14 protein-coding genes are annotated in these 17036 nt (G+C 59.7%); 1 reads left to right on the forward strand and 13 read right to left on the reverse strand.

Annotation, left to right across the window (positions count from 1 at the left end; all coding sequences use genetic code 11):
* Window positions 1-63: 63 nt before the first annotated feature.
* Entirely contained in the window at window positions 64-480 is a 417-nt protein-coding gene (locus SLIT_RS12360) for an OsmC family protein (protein WP_013030596.1), read from the forward strand.
* A gap of 162 nt (window positions 481-642) precedes the next feature.
* Here the strand turns inward: SLIT_RS12360 and coq7 are convergent, their stop codons facing one another.
* From coq7 to SLIT_RS12425, 13 genes are all read right to left on the reverse strand, one after another.
* On the reverse strand, window positions 643-1269 hold the full coding sequence (coq7, locus tag SLIT_RS12365; RefSeq protein ID WP_013030597.1) for a 2-polyprenyl-3-methyl-6-methoxy-1,4-benzoquinone monooxygenase: 627 nt from the start codon (window positions 1267-1269) through the stop codon (window positions 643-645).
* Window positions 1270-1289: 20 nt separating this feature from the next.
* Window positions 1290-1634, reverse strand: coding sequence for a DUF5615 family PIN-like protein (locus SLIT_RS12370; RefSeq protein ID WP_013030598.1), 345 nt, complete (start codon window positions 1632-1634; stop codon window positions 1290-1292).
* On the reverse strand, window positions 1634-1855 hold the full coding sequence (locus tag SLIT_RS12375) for a DUF433 domain-containing protein (RefSeq protein ID WP_013030599.1): 222 nt from the start codon (window positions 1853-1855) through the stop codon (window positions 1634-1636). The genes SLIT_RS12370 and SLIT_RS12375 overlap by 1 nt, the downstream gene beginning before the upstream one ends.
* Window positions 1856-2124: 269 nt before the next feature.
* A complete protein-coding gene (locus SLIT_RS12380) occupies window positions 2125-3204 on the reverse strand; it encodes a porin (RefSeq protein ID WP_013030600.1) in 1080 nt (359 codons plus the stop codon).
* A 302-nt stretch (window positions 3205-3506) separates the two neighbouring features.
* Window positions 3507-4541, reverse strand: a complete 1035-nt coding sequence (locus SLIT_RS12385) for a porin (protein ID WP_013030601.1) — start codon at window positions 4539-4541, stop codon at window positions 3507-3509.
* Between the two features lie 641 nt (window positions 4542-5182).
* Window positions 5183-7558 (reverse strand): phosphoenolpyruvate synthase, encoded by a 2376-nt coding sequence (gene ppsA / locus SLIT_RS12390; RefSeq protein WP_013030602.1) that lies wholly within the window; start codon window positions 7556-7558, stop codon window positions 5183-5185.
* An 86-nt stretch (window positions 7559-7644) separates the two neighbouring features.
* Window positions 7645-7830, reverse strand: coding sequence for a hypothetical protein (locus SLIT_RS12395; RefSeq protein WP_013030603.1), 186 nt, complete (start codon window positions 7828-7830; stop codon window positions 7645-7647).
* Window positions 7827-8414, reverse strand: coding sequence for an electron transport complex protein RnfA (locus tag SLIT_RS12400; RefSeq protein ID WP_013030604.1), 588 nt, complete (start codon window positions 8412-8414; stop codon window positions 7827-7829). Before SLIT_RS12400 ends, SLIT_RS12395 begins: the two co-directional genes overlap by 4 nt.
* Window positions 8404-9051, reverse strand: coding sequence for an electron transport complex subunit RsxE (gene rsxE, locus SLIT_RS12405; RefSeq protein ID WP_013030605.1), 648 nt, complete (start codon window positions 9049-9051; stop codon window positions 8404-8406). The genes SLIT_RS12400 and rsxE overlap by 11 nt, the downstream gene beginning before the upstream one ends.
* Window positions 9048-9722, reverse strand: coding sequence for an RnfABCDGE type electron transport complex subunit G (locus tag SLIT_RS12410; RefSeq protein WP_013030606.1), 675 nt, complete (start codon window positions 9720-9722; stop codon window positions 9048-9050). The genes rsxE and SLIT_RS12410 overlap by 4 nt, the downstream gene beginning before the upstream one ends.
* Window positions 9719-10750 (reverse strand): RnfABCDGE type electron transport complex subunit D, encoded by a 1032-nt coding sequence (locus SLIT_RS12415; protein ID WP_013030607.1) that lies wholly within the window; start codon window positions 10748-10750, stop codon window positions 9719-9721. Before SLIT_RS12415 ends, SLIT_RS12410 begins: the two co-directional genes overlap by 4 nt.
* Entirely contained in the window at window positions 10747-12090 is a 1344-nt protein-coding gene (gene rsxC, locus SLIT_RS12420) for an electron transport complex subunit RsxC (RefSeq protein ID WP_013030608.1), read from the reverse strand. The genes SLIT_RS12415 and rsxC overlap by 4 nt, the downstream gene beginning before the upstream one ends.
* A gap of 1 nt (window position 12091) precedes the next feature.
* On the reverse strand, window positions 12092-17029 hold the full coding sequence (locus tag SLIT_RS12425; protein ID WP_013030609.1) for a 2-oxoacid:acceptor oxidoreductase family protein: 4938 nt from the start codon (window positions 17027-17029) through the stop codon (window positions 12092-12094).
* Between the last annotated feature and the right edge of the window lie 7 nt (window positions 17030-17036).

Consider the following 17036-nt stretch of genomic DNA (forward strand, 5'->3'; position numbering starts at 1 on the left):
TCCGGGAACTGTTTTGCTGGATCTCGGACAAATCGGACAACTGAACAACATACGGGGTGTCACATGAAAGCACGCATCAAATGGGTAGAAGAAGTCTCTTTTCTCGGTGAAACGGAAAGCGGCCACGCCGTATTGATGGATGGCCCGCCCGCCGGCGGTGGACGCAACCTGGGACCGCGCCCGATGGAGATGCTGCTGATCGGCACCGGCGCCTGTACTGCTTACGATGTGGTGACCATCCTGAAGAAAGCACGCCAGCAGATCAGCGATTGCGTGGTGGACATCCAGTCCGAACGCGCCGAGAAGGATCCCAAGGTGTTCACCGGCATCCATTTGCATTTCGTGGTGACAGGAAAAAACCTGAGACCCGAACAGGTCGAGCGTGCCATCCACCTGTCAGCGGAAAAATACTGCTCGGCCTCCATCATGCTGGGGAAGACGGCCAAGGTGACGCACGATTTCGAGATCATCGAGGGATAGACTTCCCTCACCCTAACCCTCTCCCAGGGGGAGAGGGGACCAGTCTTCTTCAGTTCAGTTGAATATTCAATATCCGTGCGTACTCTGGATATAGCTGCAGAGACTTCAATTTCGACTGACATTCCCTCTCCCCCTGGGAGAGGGTTAGGGTGAGGGAACGTATCAAACCCAATAAACCGTTTTCGTCATCACCTTCGACATCCCGCGCATCGCCAGCTTCACCGGCAGCGGCAATTCTTCCGCACCCAGCTCCACCGCCATGTCGGCGTGACCGACCTCATCCACGTACATCTGCTGCGCCACGGCACGGCTCTTCGCATCCTGCGCCGGCAGGCTGTCCAGATGGCTTTGCAGGTGGGCACCGACTTGGCGTTCGGTCTCGGCCAGGAAACCCAGGTTCCACTTGTCGCCCAGCGCACCGGCCAATGCACCCAGCGCCAGCGAGCCGGTGTACCAGAACGGGTTGAGCAGACTCAGGCGGCCGCCGAGTTCGTGCACGCGGTGCGATGTCCAAGCCAGGTGCTCGGTCTCTTCCCACGCGGCGTGGTTCAGCTTCTCCTGCACCGCAGCATCGCGGGCAGTCAGCGCCTGCCCCTGATACAGGGCTTGGGCACAGATCTCGCCGGTGTGGTTGATGCGCATCAGCGCGGCGGCGTGCTTCTTTTCCGCTGCACTCATTTCAGCATCGGCGATGTCGCCATCGGGATAGGGACGCGCGGTCGGCGCCGTGGCGAACAGGGTGCGCAGGCCCTTGTCGAATTCGATGATGAGACTATCCAGATTCAGCATGATGATGCTCCTTGTTTACTCTATTTATTGCCTGAGCTGATTTCCACACATGCAAGATTCTGTTCAAACAATGCCTGTTCGATTTCCGTGTGGTGATCGAGCAGAATATTTAGCACAACCGTTTTGGAACGGTTTGGTATCTTGAGCCACACCACCTGTGGCGGGTGGCCAGCTACAAGTGAGCGCTCCTGAAAGTCCGAATCACGGCTGACGATCACGAAACCATTATTTTTTGCGTATTGCCAGACTTCGGAATCACTTGCACCTTCCAAGTTAAGCAACGCGACCTGTGAAGAACCGGGGTATGCGGTTTGCAGAAATGGCACGATTCGCCTCGACAGATTTTCGTCGAGCAAAAGCTTCATTAAACCGCCACGGTATAAAGATTATGTTCGCGGTTTGCCGCAAAGGCCAGACAAGCACGAATGTCGGCGGTTTCAAGTTCAGGAAAATCTTCGATAATGTCTGCCTCGCTCATGCCTTCGGCAAGCATATCCAACACGTCATAAACGCTGATACGCAAATTGCGAACGCACGGACGACCACCACGTTTGCTGGCGTCTAGCGTGATACGGGAATTAGGCATGTTCACCCCTTGCTGGTAAGGTTGTTGAGCATATGATTTGCTGTCACCTTTGTACTATAAGTGACATGACACAGTTATACAACAACCCGTAAATGCAAGCGTTCATGGACGCACCGTCAGCGCGGCGCTGTCAAATGAAAACGGCCCTCACAGACAGTCGATCATTCAGCATGCCCATCGCTTTGGATGAACGTAAAAAACCCACTGTGTCGCCACAGTGGGTTTCAGATACTACGTACTAATCTCTGACTGGCTAAGCCAGCGAGTGATTAGAACTTCTTGCGCATACCAAATGCCAGCTCGGAAGAACCGCCACCCAGATTCATAGTGGCCAGACCACCCAAGGCGCTGTTGTCCACGCTGAATGCGCGAGTGCCAGCATCTTGGGACATCTTCGAGTAAGCGCCGTACAGGGTCACGTCCTTGGACAGGTTGTACAGGTAGCCAACGGTCTCGCCGGAAGCACCGGTGCTTGCAACTGCCATCTTGGCCTTGGCATAGCTCACGACCACTGTGCCAGGACCAGCCGGGATGGTTGCGCCGACGGACTCGGCCTTGTTCGCGCTGCCGCTCACGCCTGCAACTGTCGGTGTGTTGGACTGGTAAGTTGCGAAGATCTTGGCCACGCCGAAGTCATACGAACCGCCCAGAGCGTATTCCTTTGCGCTGGTGTCGATCGCATTGCTGGTCGAGGTCTTGACATACACCGCGCCGACCGCCAGAGGCAGGGAGGTACCAACGTAGTTAGCCGATGCCAACAGTGCGCTGGTCTTCAGGCCTGTTGTAGCTGTGCTCGCAGCACCCAGGTTGCCCAGAGTATCGGACAGGTTGGTGGAGTAGTTCACGGCAACTGTCACGCCGCTGAAGCTAGGCGAGATGTAGGCCAGAGCGTGCTGGGCACGGTTGGCACCAGTCAGCGAGCTGACCAGGAAGCCGCCACCCTTGTGGATGTTGGCCAGTGGGGAGATCGTCGAACCGGAAGTCGGGTCATAGCTGTTCTGGAAGTCATAAGCTGTGGTTTGCAGGTAACCGGCAGCAACAGTACCGAAGTCGCCAGCCAAGCCCAGCAGTTGTTGACGAGCAGATTGGTTCAGGCCAACGGAAGTACCAGCGTCGATCTTGTATTCCAGGTTAACCAGAACCTTCATGCCGTTGCCCACGTCTTCTGCGGACTTCAGGCCAACGCGAGAAGTGGACAGGCCGCCGGAGATGGCTTGCGTGTCGCTCTTCTGGCCGTCAGCTGACAGGTTTGCAACTGCCATGTCCACCAGACCGTAAACTTGTACATCAGCGAAAGCCGGTGCAGAGAAAGCTGCAGCGATTGCCAGTGCGATGATTTTCTTTTGCATGTTGAATGATCTCCTAGTGTTGATATTCACTTTCGTATCGGGCCAATCCCTCGCGAAATGGTTCGGAAGGTCGCCCTTCCTATTCCGACGCGCAAGGTAACACCGCCGCCTCAGGCGTTTCAATGCTCAGCATGTAATATATTAGTAATATGTATCTTTTTTGCGACACCTTGATCAACATCAATAAACACGGGGTTTTCCAGTAAATTAGCGTTTGCTTCTTAACTCTTTCTTTGCGCAAAGAAAAACGGACACCCGAAGGTGTCCGTTCTATTCCTTGAAAATTGACAGTTAAGTCAGATTTAGAAGGAGTGGGCGATGCCTACGCCGAATGCAGACACGGTAGAACCCGCAGCAGCGCCAGTGTAGATCGCAGCGCCGTAAGATGCAGCAGCGTCGTTCTTCAGCGAAGTGTATGCAGCGAACACTTCAGTGCGCTTGGAGAAGTTGTAACCGTAACGCAGGGAAACCTGGTTGGCACCAGTGTTAGCAACATTGGTCTTGCCTGCCTTGGCGTAGCTCAGAGCGAGGGTGCTTGCGTCGAACTTCACGCCGCCAACCACTTCTGCGTTGCTTTGTGTGTAGTTGACAGCGGCAGTTGCATTCACCTTGATACGCTCAACAGTTGCACCGATCCATGCGCCGCCGAAGTCATAACGGCCTACCAGACGCATCGCATTGTCGGTCTGGCCAGTAGTTGTCTGGTCAGGACGGCTTTCGTAGCCGAAAGAACCGTAGATGCCGTCTGCATCATAGGTAGCGGACAACGACAGCAATGTCTTGTTCACAGTGGCTGTCTTGGCAGAGTCAGGAGCGTACATCACTGCAACTTTCACACCGCCCAGAGATGGGGAAATGTACTGGATGTTGGCAGCCTTGCGAGTCACGTAGTTGACGCCGCCAGTTGCAGTAGCGTGACCGATGATGTTGGTCGCGCTGTATGCAGTGGTGTTGTCGAACAGTTCGATCTTGTTGTGGGTGACTTTGTAAGGAGTATCCCAGACGCCCAGAGCGATCTCACCGAAACTGCCAGCCAGACCTACGTGGGAGTTACGTGTGCCGTTGCCAAAACCGTTGCCAGCTGCGCCGTTGGCATCAACTTGCACTTCGTATTGGTAGATAGCCTTCAGACCATCACCCACGTCTTCGCTGCCATTGACGCCGAAACGCGATGCGTTGGAAGCAACGCGCATATTGCTTACGCTGGCAGCCTGGTTGCTGGTGTAGGAATCCAGTGTCAGGATTGCCTTGCCGTACAGGTTAACGTTGGCATTGTCAGCGAATGCCGGTGCGGAGAATGCAGCGGCGATAGCCAGTGCGATCAGTTTCTTTTGCATCTTTAAAGCTCCTTAAGTGTAGGTTGGTTTCGTCAGTCGGCACGCCGGCCGACGGAATCAAATAAATTCCCTGATTGAGAATTCGGCGCGGATTTTGCCGCGAAAAAATCCAAAACCCGCCTTGTAATAAAAAATTCACGGAGCTGTTTCATATGAGCAACAGCGGATGTGGATTAATAAAACTGCAACAAAAATGTGCCTGGGAAAATTCGGCGGGGACGAAACTGATATCCATTTTCCAGTCAACCCAGATGATTCAATGCCCGCTGCAAACGGGTTTATTCTGACCAGTCCACTACGCTGGCTTACCTGTTAAGGTACACACGCAGTCGGCGTATTTCTCAAAAACAAAAAAAAGACCCCTCCCCCCAAAAGGGGAGAGTGGGATGGGGGAGGGGCTGGGGAAACGTTTTGCTGGTGATGCCGCACAAGTTGCTTGTGCGGTGGTGGTTGCGGCAGTCGGACTCACCTGATCTGGCTGCTGCGGTCGCCAGGTTTTTGGCAACCCATTTTTGAATTCCGTCATTCCGGCGCAGGCCGGAATCCAGTTGATTAAAAATCCCTTGCATCGCAAGGGCAAACACAAAAGGTTGATTGAATAAAATCGCTGGATTCCGGCCTGCGCCGGAATGACAACTTACTTATTTCCCGGCAGTTCCTTTCTCGGCCAGTCTGCGCCATGTCTCGACGACCGTATCCGGATTCAGCGACATGGTCTGGATACCTTCCTCCATCAGCCATTGCGCGAAATCAAAATGATCGGACGGGCCCTGTCCGCAGATGCCGACGTATTTATCCAGGCGGTTGCAAGTGGAGATGGCCATCCTCAGCAGCGCCTTCACCGCGCCATCGCGTTCGTCGAAACGGTCCGCCACCAGGCTGGAGTCCCGATCCAGTCCCAGAGTCAGTTGCGTAAGGTCGTTGGAGCCGATGGAGAAGCCGTCAAAGTATTGCAGGAACTCTTCCGCCAGCAGCGCGTTGGAAGGTATCTCGCACATCATGATCAGGCGCAATCCCTTTTCGCCGCGCTTGAGTCCGTTCTTTTCCAGCGTGGCGACGACCTCGCGCGCCTCACCCACAGTACGCACGAACGGGATCATCAGTTCGACATTGGTATAACCGAGCTTCTCGCGCACACGCTTCATGGCACGGCATTCCAGTTCAAAACAATCGCTGAAGTTCGCCGCGACATAACGCCCGGCACCGCGGAAGCCGATCATCGGGTTCTCTTCCATCGGTTCGTAGATCTCGCCGCCCAGCAATTTGCGGTATTCGTTCGACTTGAAGTCGGACAGGCGCACGATGACCGGTTTGGGCCAGAACGCGGCCGCCAGCGTGGACACGCCCTCGACGATCTTCTCCACATAGAACTCGACCGGGTCGGCATAGCCTGCCGCACGCTGCATCACCGCGTCGTGCAACTTGCCCGGCAGTTTGTTGTGTTCCAGCACCGCCTTGGGGTGGATGCCGATCAGGTTGTTGATGATGAATTCGAGGCGGGCCAGTCCCACGCCGGCAGACGGCAGTTGCGCGAACTCGAACGCCAGCGTGGGATTGCCGACGTTGAGCATCAGCTTGACCGGGATCGGCGGCAACGCGGCTTCGCTGTGGAACACCACTTCGAACTCCAGCTTGCCGTGGTAGACGTAGCCGGTATCGCCTTCGGCGCAGGATGCGGTCACGGTCTCGCCATCCTGCAGTGCCGTCGTCGCATCGCCACAACCGACGATGGCCGGGATGCCCAGTTCGCGCGCGATGATGGCGGCATGGCAGGTGCGCCCGCCGCGATTGGTGATGATGGCAGACGCCTTCTTCATCACCGGCTCCCAGTTGGGATCGGTCATGTCAGTGACCAGCACATCGCCCGCCTGCACCTTGTCCATCTCGGCGGTACTGGCGACGATGCGCACGCGGCCCGCACCGATCTTCTGGCCGATGGCACGGCCTTCGACCAGCACGTCGCCGCGCTGTTTCAATTTGTATTTCTCGGTGCCGCCGGCGGAGGCATTCGACTTCACCGTCTCGGGCCGCGCCTGCAGGATGTAGAGCTTGCCGTCGAGGCCGTCCTTGCCCCACTCGATGTCCATCGGCCGACCGTAATGCTGTTCGATGGAAACGGCGTAGCGCGCCAGTTGCAGCACGTCCGCATCGTTGAGCGAGAAACGCGACTGCTCGGCCGCGGGCACGCTCTCGATGCGCGTGGAACGCCCGGCGGAGCGTTGTTCGTCGAACACCATGCGCTGCAGTTTGGAACCCAGGCTGCGGCGTATCACGGCAGGAAAACCTGCCGCGAGCTGCGGCTTGTGCACGTAGAACTCGTCCGGGTTGACCGATCCCTGCACCACCATCTCACCCAGACCGTAGGACGAGGTGATGAACACCGCATCGCGGAAGCCGGACTCGGTGTCCAGCGTGAACATCACGCCGGAGGCGCCCAGGTCGGAACGCACCATGCGCTGCACGCCCGCCGACAGTGCCACGTCGGCATGGGTGAAGTCCTTGTGCACGCGGTAGGAGATGGCGCGGTCGTTATACAGCGAGGCGAACACTTCGCGGATCGCATGCAGGATGTTGTCGATGCCGTGGATGTTGAGGAAGGTCTCCTGCTGTCCGGCGAACGAGGCGTCCGGCAGGTCTTCCGCGGTGGCCGATGAGCGCACCGCGAAACTGCCCTCGCCTTCACTGGACAATTTTGCATAATGCTGGCGTATCTCCTCTTCCAGCTGCTTCGGCAGCGGCGCCTCGACGATCCAGCCGCGTATCGTGCGGCCTGCCTCGGCCAGCGCCGTGACGTCTTCCACATCCAGCTTTTCCAGCGCCTGTTCGATGCGCTTGTCCAGTCCGCCATGCGCCAGAAAATCGCGATAGGCTTGCGCCGTGGTGGCGAATCCGCCGGGCACGAGCACACCGGAGGAACTCAGGTTGGAAATCATCTCGCCGAGCGATGCGTTCTTTCCGCCCACTTCCGGGATGTTTGCGATACCCAGAGACTGGAAAGGAATGACGTAGGGTTGCATGGACTTCTCCTGTGTTGTTGAACTACGTTTCAGATACCTTCACCGGCCCTGCCGGCACAAAAATCTTCCGGTCGCAAAAACAGCGGTCAGTGCGCCTTCCTCTTGCATTCCGCTTCGCCGCATTTATGGTTGCCGCAGCCGCAACCTTCGCCTTCCTCGCGCACTGCGCCGAACTCCGGATGGCCTGCGGCAAAGCGCCGGGCGGCAGCGCGCACCAGCAGCCAGCCCGCCAGCAAGGCGAGCAGTATCAATATGGTCCTGACGTAGATCATTCGCCACCTCCCAGTCCGGCAAAACCCATGAACGTCAGCGACAGCAATCCCGCCAGGATCAAGGACAGCGCGGTGCCCTGCACCAGTGTCGGTACGTTGGAAAGCTGCAGCCGTTCGCGCAGCGAGGCCATCAACACCAGCGCCAGAGTGAAACCCGCGCCGCCGCCGGAAGCGAACGCCAGCGATTGCGTGAAGTTGTAGTCGCGCGCGGTCTGGAACAGCGCCACGCCCAGCACCGCGCAGTTGGTGGTGATCAGCGGCAGGTAGATGCCGAGCGCGCGGAACAGCGCCGGGCTGTATTTCTTCATCACCATCTCCACCAGCTGCACCGAGGAGGCGATCACCACGATGTAGGAGATCAGGCGCAGAAATTCGAGATGGAAATAGCCCAGCAACAGGTTCAGCCCGTAGGCGCACAACGATGCCACCAGCATCACGAACGTCGTCGCCACACCCATCGGGAAGGCGGTGCCCAAACGGCCCGACACGCCGAGGAACGGACACAGGCCGAGGAACATCGCCAGCACGAAGTTGTTGGTGAGCAGCGTGCTGATGAATATCTGGCTTACAGACTCATGCCCCATGATGATGCCCTCCTTCCGTTGCCGGTTTGCCGCGGAACAGCGCGAACAGCAGCAGCCAGCCGCCCAGCACGAAGAAGCCGCCCGGCGGCAACACCATCACCACCCAGGGCTGGAAATGCTCGCCGAACAGCGAGATGCCGAACAGCTTGCCCGCCCCCAGGATCTCGCGCGTGCCGCCGAGTGTGAACAGGCCGATGGTGAAACCGACCCCCATGCCGAGCGCATTGACCACGGCCTTGAGCGGCGGATTCTTGGAGGCGTGCGCTTCGGCGCGGCCGAGGATGATGCAGTTCACCACGATCAGCTGGATGAATGCGCCCAGCGCTTCGTACAGTTTCAGGCTGGTCGCCTGGATCAGGTAGTCGACCAGCGTGACAAAGGTGGCGATGATGACGATGTAGGTGGCGATGCGCACCTCCTTCGGCACCAGGTTGCGGATCAGCGAGATCAGGAAGCAGGAGCTGGTCAGCACGAAGGTGGTGGCGGCTCCCATCGACAGCCCGTTGACCGCGGAGACGGTGACGGCCAGTGTCGGGCACATGCCCAGCACCATCACGAACACCGGGTTCTGGCGCCACACGCCTTCCATGAAGGTATCGAAAGTGATCGACTCGTCGGCTTGATTGGGCAGGCTCATGGTTTCAACTCCCCGATATGTGGGAACAGCTTGGGCAGCAGTTTCTGTGCGCTCTCGTTGATGCCGCGTCCGACCGCCTTGGACGTGATCGTGGCACCGGCGATCGCGTCGATCTGCCATGGATCGGATTTGGTGCCGTGCTTGACGGTCTTCACCTCGTTGGCCAATGCGGTCAGCTCGCTGTTGACGCGCACATCGAGCGCCTCGAAGTTCTTCAGGAACGCCTGGTCGGTGATGATCCTGTCGCCGATGCCGGGCGTCTCGCGCATCGACACCACACTGATGCCGATGATGCACTGGCACTTCACGTCATAGCCGTAGAGCAGGCGCACCATGTCGGCGTAGCCCTTGCTTGCAGCCTCGGCGGCAATGCCCTTGAGTGCGCCGGACTGGTCATAGGCTGCATAGAACTTGATGCCGCCCGGCGGAACCGTCCCGTCTGCCATCGGCTGGATGCCCGCGGCTGTCGCGGCATATTCGCGCATGGTCGCCGCACCCGGCAGAACCTTGAACACGGCACGCTCGACCATGATGCGCTTGTTCTCGGCGATGGGCGCCTTGGTACTCTCGAATGCGCCGACGATGAGCACGCCGCAGATGCTGGCGACCAGCACCATGGTGAGGATCATCTTGCTGCCGGGTGTCGTCTGGATGTCGGTGGGTTCGCTCATTTCTGCCTCTTCTGGCGGGTACCGAACACGCGCGGCTGTGTATAGCGGTCGATGAACGGCGACATCGCGTTGCCCAGCAGGATGGCGTACATGACCCCCTCGGTCAGTCCGCCGAAATAACGGATCATCACCGTCACCACGCCGATGACCGCGCCGTAGATCCATACCCCCACCGGTGTCACCGGCGATGTCGCCATGTCGCTCGCCATGTACACCGCCCCCAGCATCAGGCCGCCGGACAGCAATACGAACGACGGCGACGGATAGTGGCTCGGATCGTACAACTGGAACATCCACGCGGTGAATGCCGCCGAGGCCAGCACTGCCACGGGGATGCGCCAGTCCATGAACTTGCGCGCGGCGAGATACATGCCGCACACCAGGATGAGGATGGCCGAGGTCTCGCCGGTGGACGCGGTCACCGCACCGCTCAACAGGTCATGCGCAGTAGCGGTGACGTTCTCGAACTTCCAGCGCGCCAGCGGTGTCGCGCCGGTGAAGGCATCCACGCTCTGCAGCTTGATCCAGGCGGCGATGTCGGGCGGTATCATCAGCGGCGCAGTGAGCGTGCTGGGGATGAATTCGCTGAAGCGCTGCGTGGAGAAGGCCGGCGACCAGGTGGTGATGGCGACCGGGAAGGCCGCTTGCACGAACGCGCGCCCGATCAGTGCCGGGTTGAACACGTTGAAGCCCAGCCCGCCGAACAGCGCCTTGCCGATGGCGATGGCGACGAATCCGGCCACCACGCCCATCCATAATGGAAAGGTCGGCGGCAACGTCAGTGCCAACAGGATGCCGGTGATGGCCGCGCTCCAGTCGTTCAGCGTGCTCGGGGCAGAACGGTTGAGCAGGCGTTCGGTGAGCAGGCAGGTCGCGGTGACCGTGAGCAGCAAGGCCAGCGCCGACAGGCCGTATTGCCAGATCGCAAACGCACAGATCGGCAGCATCGACAGCACCACATGCTTCATGATGGTGGGGACGCTGCGGTCGCTGACTTGGTGGGGTGAAGTGCGAAGTTCGATGCTCATGCTGCGGATGCTTTCTCACGATTCACAGCCTTGGCGATGCGGAATTGCTGCACCAGCGGGATGTGCGACGGGCAGACATAGCTGCAGCAGCCGCACTCGAAACAGCGATCCAGATTGTAGCGCTCGGCCATTTCCTCATATTCACGCTTGGCTGCCAGCAATCCCAGTTGCGACGGGTTGAGAAACTTGGGGCAGACCTTGAGGCATTCGCCGCACTTGATGCAGGAATAGACCTTGGGCGCTTCCTCGGGCAGTTGCGCCCTGCCGAACGCGAGCACACCCGAGGTGCCCTTGGTCACCGGCACGTCCAGCGACGAGATGGTCATGCCCATCATCGGGCCGCCAAGGATGATCTCGCTTGCATTGCTCTTCGCGCCAACCTGTTCCAGCAGGAAACGCAACGGTGTGCCGATCGGCACGATGTAGTTGCCGGGCTTTTCCACTGCAGGGCCGGCCACGGTCAGCACGCGTTCGACGATGCCCTCACCGGCAGGCAACAGGCGGCCGAGATAGGCCAGCGTCATCACGTTGTTCACCAGCACGCCTATCGAGGCGGGACGCTGGCCGGCGGGGATCTCGCGCCCGAGCAGTGCATAGATGATGGTGTCTTCCGCGCCTTGCGGGTATTTGGTCTCCAGCGCCTTCACCGTGACCGTGCCATCAAGCGGCAATGCGGCCTCGATCGCGGCGATAGCATCCGGTTTGTTGTCTTCCACGCCGATCACCGCGCGCGGCGCGCCGCTGGCCTGCATGGCAAAACGTATCCCGCGCAACAGGTCCTGCGTGCGCTCCACCATGATGCGATGGTCGCAGGTGAGGAAGGGTTCGCATTCCGCCCCGTTCACCACCAGCGTGTCGATCGCAGTCTCCGGCGGGACATTGAGCTTGACGTGCGCCGGGAAGGTCGCACCGCCCAGGCCGGAGATGCCGGTCTGCTGGATTGCTTCCAGCAGCTCTTTCTTGCCGAGGGATTCGACATCGCGCGGTGTGCGTACCTGCACTTCCTGGCTGTCGGCTTCGTACACGCGGATGGTGATCGATTCCACCATCTTGCCGTTGGCCGCCAGCGACACGCCGATGTCCTCCACCACGCCGGTGGCGGGAGCATGGACCGGCAGCGAGACGAAACCGTCCGCAGTGGCGATGACTTCGCCGCGCACCACTTCCTGGCCGACGTTCACGCAGCATACGGCAGGTTTACCGATGTGCTGCGACAGCGGCACGATCAGCCGCGGTGCGAACGCCATGCGGCGTATCGGCAAACTTCCGGTCTCCTTGTGGTAGGCCGGATGGATGCCGTGCTCGAAGGTCGCGGCGCGTTTGAAGAATGGCAGTCGCATATCAGTTGAACTTGGCGGCGCGCAGTTTCAGCTTGTCCAGGTTCGGCTCGCTCATGTTCCATGGGGTGCCGGGGTGGATGACACTCGCCGTGCATTTCTCCGCCGCCTTAACAAGGTCAAGATAACTGCCCGCCTTCGGGTCGATGATGACGATCTTCTTCGCTTCATTGTAGGAAAATATCTTCGGGTTGATGTGGATACATTCGTCGCATGCGGTACATTCCGGCGTATCGACCCATGCCGGTTCATAGCCGTCCGCTGCCGCTGCAGCTGGTACCGGAGCCGCTGCGGCAGGCGCTGCCGGTTGCGGTGCATCGCTGGAGCTGATGCCGAGACCGGCCGAAAGTTTCTGGATCAGTTCCTGGCGCACGCGGTTGGCGATGGCGACCTCATCGACTTGCGGACGGCTGATGCCGGCCACGTCCTTGAGCTGATGCCAGAACTGCAGGCGTTCTTCGCAGGAACGCACCATCTCCACCGACGTGAGCACGCGCACCAGACGGTTCTTCTTGTCCACCGACCAGATGAACGGGAACTTGCCTTCGCGCTCGCCTTCCGGGAGCTTGAGGAAATCGCCCAGCAGCACCATGTCCTCGTTCCAGGTCTCCGGCGGCGCTTTCTTGAACTGCTTGGCGAAGCGCCCCTCGCTCAGGGCGAAATCGGCGAACGTCATCGGCAGCGTCATCGATTTCCTGTCGCCTTTCTCATCCGCGTACTCGAGCGTATAGGTCGGCCAGTCGGCATCCAGCGACGGATTGCCTTCCAGCGTGACGCAGTCGGAGAAGGTCACCCCCAGATCGGGGTTGTAACGGAACAGCGGGAAGGCGCGCGATTCCACCGCCATCTTGCTTTGCGCCACGGCGCTGTTGTCGCCCACACCGTGTTCCGGCGGACATACGGCGTACACGTTGAACAGTGCCGGACGGCGGCTGTTGAGACCGTCGATGAAACTTTCCAGCAGGTGCGTGGTGTTGGCCAGCGAACCTTGCGCCACGAACGAAGTGCGGTGCGCCATGCCGATGACGCTGATCTCCTTGCGCTTCTCGGTCTTGCCATGCTTGCTGGCGCCGTACGGCGACATGTCCGCCACCTGGCCGATGAAGCCGGAGGTGCAGGCCTGGCCGCCAGTGTTGGAATACACCTGGGTATCGACGATCAGTATCTTGATCGGCTTGCCCGCCATCAATGCGCGCGACAGGTTCTGGAAACCGATATCGAACATCGCGCCGTCACCACCCAGCGCCACGACCGGCGGACACAGGTGCCATTCCTCCTCGCTCAGCTGTTCCCAGTTGAAGCGCGAGAAGAACTCGTCGTTCGCGTCCGGATCGTAACCGCCCGCCAGTTCCATCTCGGCCATGCGCACGTCCTTGAAGCCTTCCACCATCTTGGCCATATGACCTTCGAACACGCCCATCGCCACCGAGGGCGAATCCTGGAACAGGTGTGAGGTCCACGGGAACGGGTAGGGATTGAACGGGAAAGTGGACGACCACACCGAGGTGCAGCCGGTGGAGTTGACCATGCCCATCTCGGCGCGGCCCTTCTTGCTCGGGCCTTCCATGTAACGCCAGCGCAGGTCCTTGAGTTTTTCCAGCATCTGGCTCACGCGTTTCAGCCATTGCGGGTCAATCGGTTGGCCCGGATGTTTCGCCAGCAGGCTTTCCGTCAGGTTCGCCAGCGTCAGGTCGTGCCCGGCGTTCGCCTGCACTGCCTGCATCAGCCCCTTGGTATCGGTGAGATCCACCGTGGCGCTGAGCTTCATGCGAATGTGGTTCTCGAGGCCGTCGATCAGCGCATCCAGCTTGCCGAGGAACTTCTTCACGCGCGGTTGCTGCAGCGCGGTGACGGTGCTGGTGAACAGGTGGATAGTTCCTTTTTCGCCGCAGCCCAGACAGGCGCCGTCGCCGCTGACCATGGACTGGTAGTTGTGCTTGTCGAGCAGCAGCGTTTCCAGCGCACCCACCTTCTCGTCCAGATCGTCGATGCGGCTGAATTGCGGCGGCGTGGTCGGCAGGTCGAGCCAGAAGTTCCAGTCGTCGCGCAAGGTCTCGATGCTTTCCTTGGTCTGCGTGACCATGGTCAGCGCGTTGTCGCCGCACACTTCCACGCACAGGGCGCAACCCTTGCAGGTATAGGGGTTGACGGTGATGGAGAAGAGTCCGCCGGCGCCTTTTTCCTTCTTCTCTTTCTGCGTCCAGTACGGCTTGGTGGTGGCGAACTTGAAGCCGCCGATCTGCTCGCGCAGCAGGTTCAATTCGGCTTCCAGACGTCCGCGATCATCGCCTTGCGTGCCGTCTTCGGCGAAGGCTTCGGTGATGGCATTGGCCAGCAGCGCGCTCACATCGAGGCCGTCCTTGTCCAGCATCTTGCGCAGTTTCTTGTCGACGACGCGGCTGAACTTGCGCAGGAAGCGGGTCGGATGCCCGCCGATCTCGATCTTCTGGATCGCGGTGTTGAGTACGTCGGCGGTGGTGGTGACCAGGCCCGGGATCGCGCTGTCCGGACATTGCGTGAAGCACTCGCCGCAGGCGGTGCAGTTCTCGGCATGCCACTGCGGATGCTCGAAACGCACGCCGGTCATGTCGCGATACACGCCGGTGACGGCAGGAATGACAGACAACCCCATGAACGGATCGACCAGGTTGTCCGAGCCCTGCCCCTTCATGTAGAAGCTGCCAGTCTGCTCCCAGAAACGATGCACGTCGGAGATGCCGCCGTCGCCTTCCGGCAGCCGCTTGAGCATGACCGGCAATGCGGGTGCGGGTTTGCCTGTAGCTTTGGCGCGCTGGCCGACTTTCATCTGCTCCGGTTTGATCTCGAAGATCTCTTCATAACCGCGGCGCACCACACGCAGATTGTCGTCGACGATGCGCTTGCCCTTCTTGCCGAATTTGTGTTCGAGCTGGTTCTCGATGGCGGTGAACAAGGTCTCTTCGCTCAACCCGGCACGCTCCTTCACATCGGAGGCACGGAAGAAAGCGCCCTGGAAGGCGTTGCCCTGCATGCGCAACTGCAGATCCGGATTGCTGGATTCTTCGCGCGCGATCTTGAACGCATCCAGGTAGAACACGCGGATCTTCTTGTCCACGATGTATTTCTGCGTCTGCATCGGGAGGGTCTCCCACAAGGCCTCTGCGCTGCCCAGATTGCTCTGGATGATGAACACGCCGCCTGCACGCATTCCTTCCAGTGCATTGGTATGTCCGAACACTTGCGGATCGGGCGACAGCACCACGTCGACGTTGGTGTATTCGCAGTTGATGCGGATCGGCTCCGGCGCGGCAGACAGATAATAAGTGGTCGGCTGGCCCTTCTTCTCGGAGCCGTATTTCGGATTGGCCTTGATGTCCCAGCCCAGCAGTTCGAACAGGGTCATCGCCAGGTTCTTGCCGGTGGTCACCGCACCCCAGCCGCCGATCGAGTGCATGCGCACGGCGATGGCGTTCTTCGGCAGCAGGTTCGGGTTCTCCGAGCCGCGCAGCGCCAGATCCTTGATGTGCGGATAGGCCGCCTGCAATTCCTGCTGGCGGATCTCCTGTTTCGGATTGGCCGATTCGGCGCGCACGAAATCCACCGACAGGTAATAGAACTTGCGGTGCGCGGCGCCGGGCAGCATGTTCTCGACGGCGGCGATCAGGCCTTCCGGTTGCAGGTCGCGCGAACCGAGTCCATAGCAACCGGAATACAGCGAAGGCATGTCCTTGGCGCTTTCGTAGGTGGCGTAATCGGCATAGGAATTCTCGCGCGCATTCTCCATGCACTTGGTCACGGTGGAGCGCACTTCACGCATCAGCGGCAGGTCTTCCGACAACGGCTGGTCGGTACGTTCCAGCACTGCGACGCCCTTCTTGCCCTTGAGTACCTGGCCCAGCAGTTCGCCGGGGAAAGGCCGGAACATGGTGATGTTGACCACACCCACCTTGATCTTGCGGTTCTCGCGCATCCAGTCGGCAACGGCTGCGGCTTGCACGGTCATGCTGCCCTGGCCGAGGATGACATAGTCCGCATCGTCGCAACGATAGGCATCGACGCGGCTGTAGCGGCGTCCGGTGAGCGACTGGAACTCTTCCGCATTCTTGTCGAACAGCGCGGGTATGTGGTCGAAGAAATACGGACGCTGCGCCGCCACTGCCTGCATGTAGGCATCCTGGTTCTGCACCACCCCGGTCTGCATCGGGTTGTCCACATCCCAATTGGCCGGCACGCGGCGGCGTTTGGGGCCGTACAGCATCTGCTGCGCAGGCGTCGGCGTATCGATGATGTCGTCGGCATTGCCGAGGTATTCGGCGATCAGTTCGCGTTCCGGCACCAGCATCGGCTCGATCAGGTGCGTGGTGAGGAAACCGTCCTGCGCGACGATGGCCGGAGTGAGCGCCAGTTCGGCGGTCTTGCGCGCGATCATGTTGAGGTCGGCGGCTTCCTGCGCGTTCTTCGCCATCACCTGGATGAAACCGGTATCGTCGGCGCAATGGTAGTCGTCATGCGCGCAATGCACGTTGAGCGAGGCCTTGGTGATGGCGCGACAGCCGAGGTTGAGCACGTAGGTCAGGCGCTTGCCGACCGCCGCATACAGCGATTCGTGCATGAAGGCCAGACCCTGCGACGAGGTGAAGTTGACCGCACGCAGGCCGGTCATGGACAGCCCTGCGGTAACACCCGCAGCCGCATGTTCGGATTCCGGCTCGACAAAGATCAGCGGATGACCTGCCGTGTTGAGATGCCCCTTGGCCACCTCTTCCGCCCAGTATTCGCCCATCTGCGTGGACGGCGTGATGGGGTAAGCACCTGCACCCTGCGAGGCTTCGCGCTCCACCATGATCACGGCGGTGTTGCCGTCGATGGCATCGCGCACGCCGGGATATTTGTATTTGGTGTGGCCGCCTTCCGTGCTAGTGGCTGCGCCGATCAGTTTGAATTGCTTGAGTTTGTTCAACATGATATCC

Origin of the sequence: Sideroxydans lithotrophicus ES-1 (assembly GCF_000025705.1) — a bacterium.
Classification (GTDB): domain Bacteria; phylum Pseudomonadota; class Gammaproteobacteria; order Burkholderiales; family Gallionellaceae; genus Sideroxyarcus; species Sideroxyarcus lithotrophicus.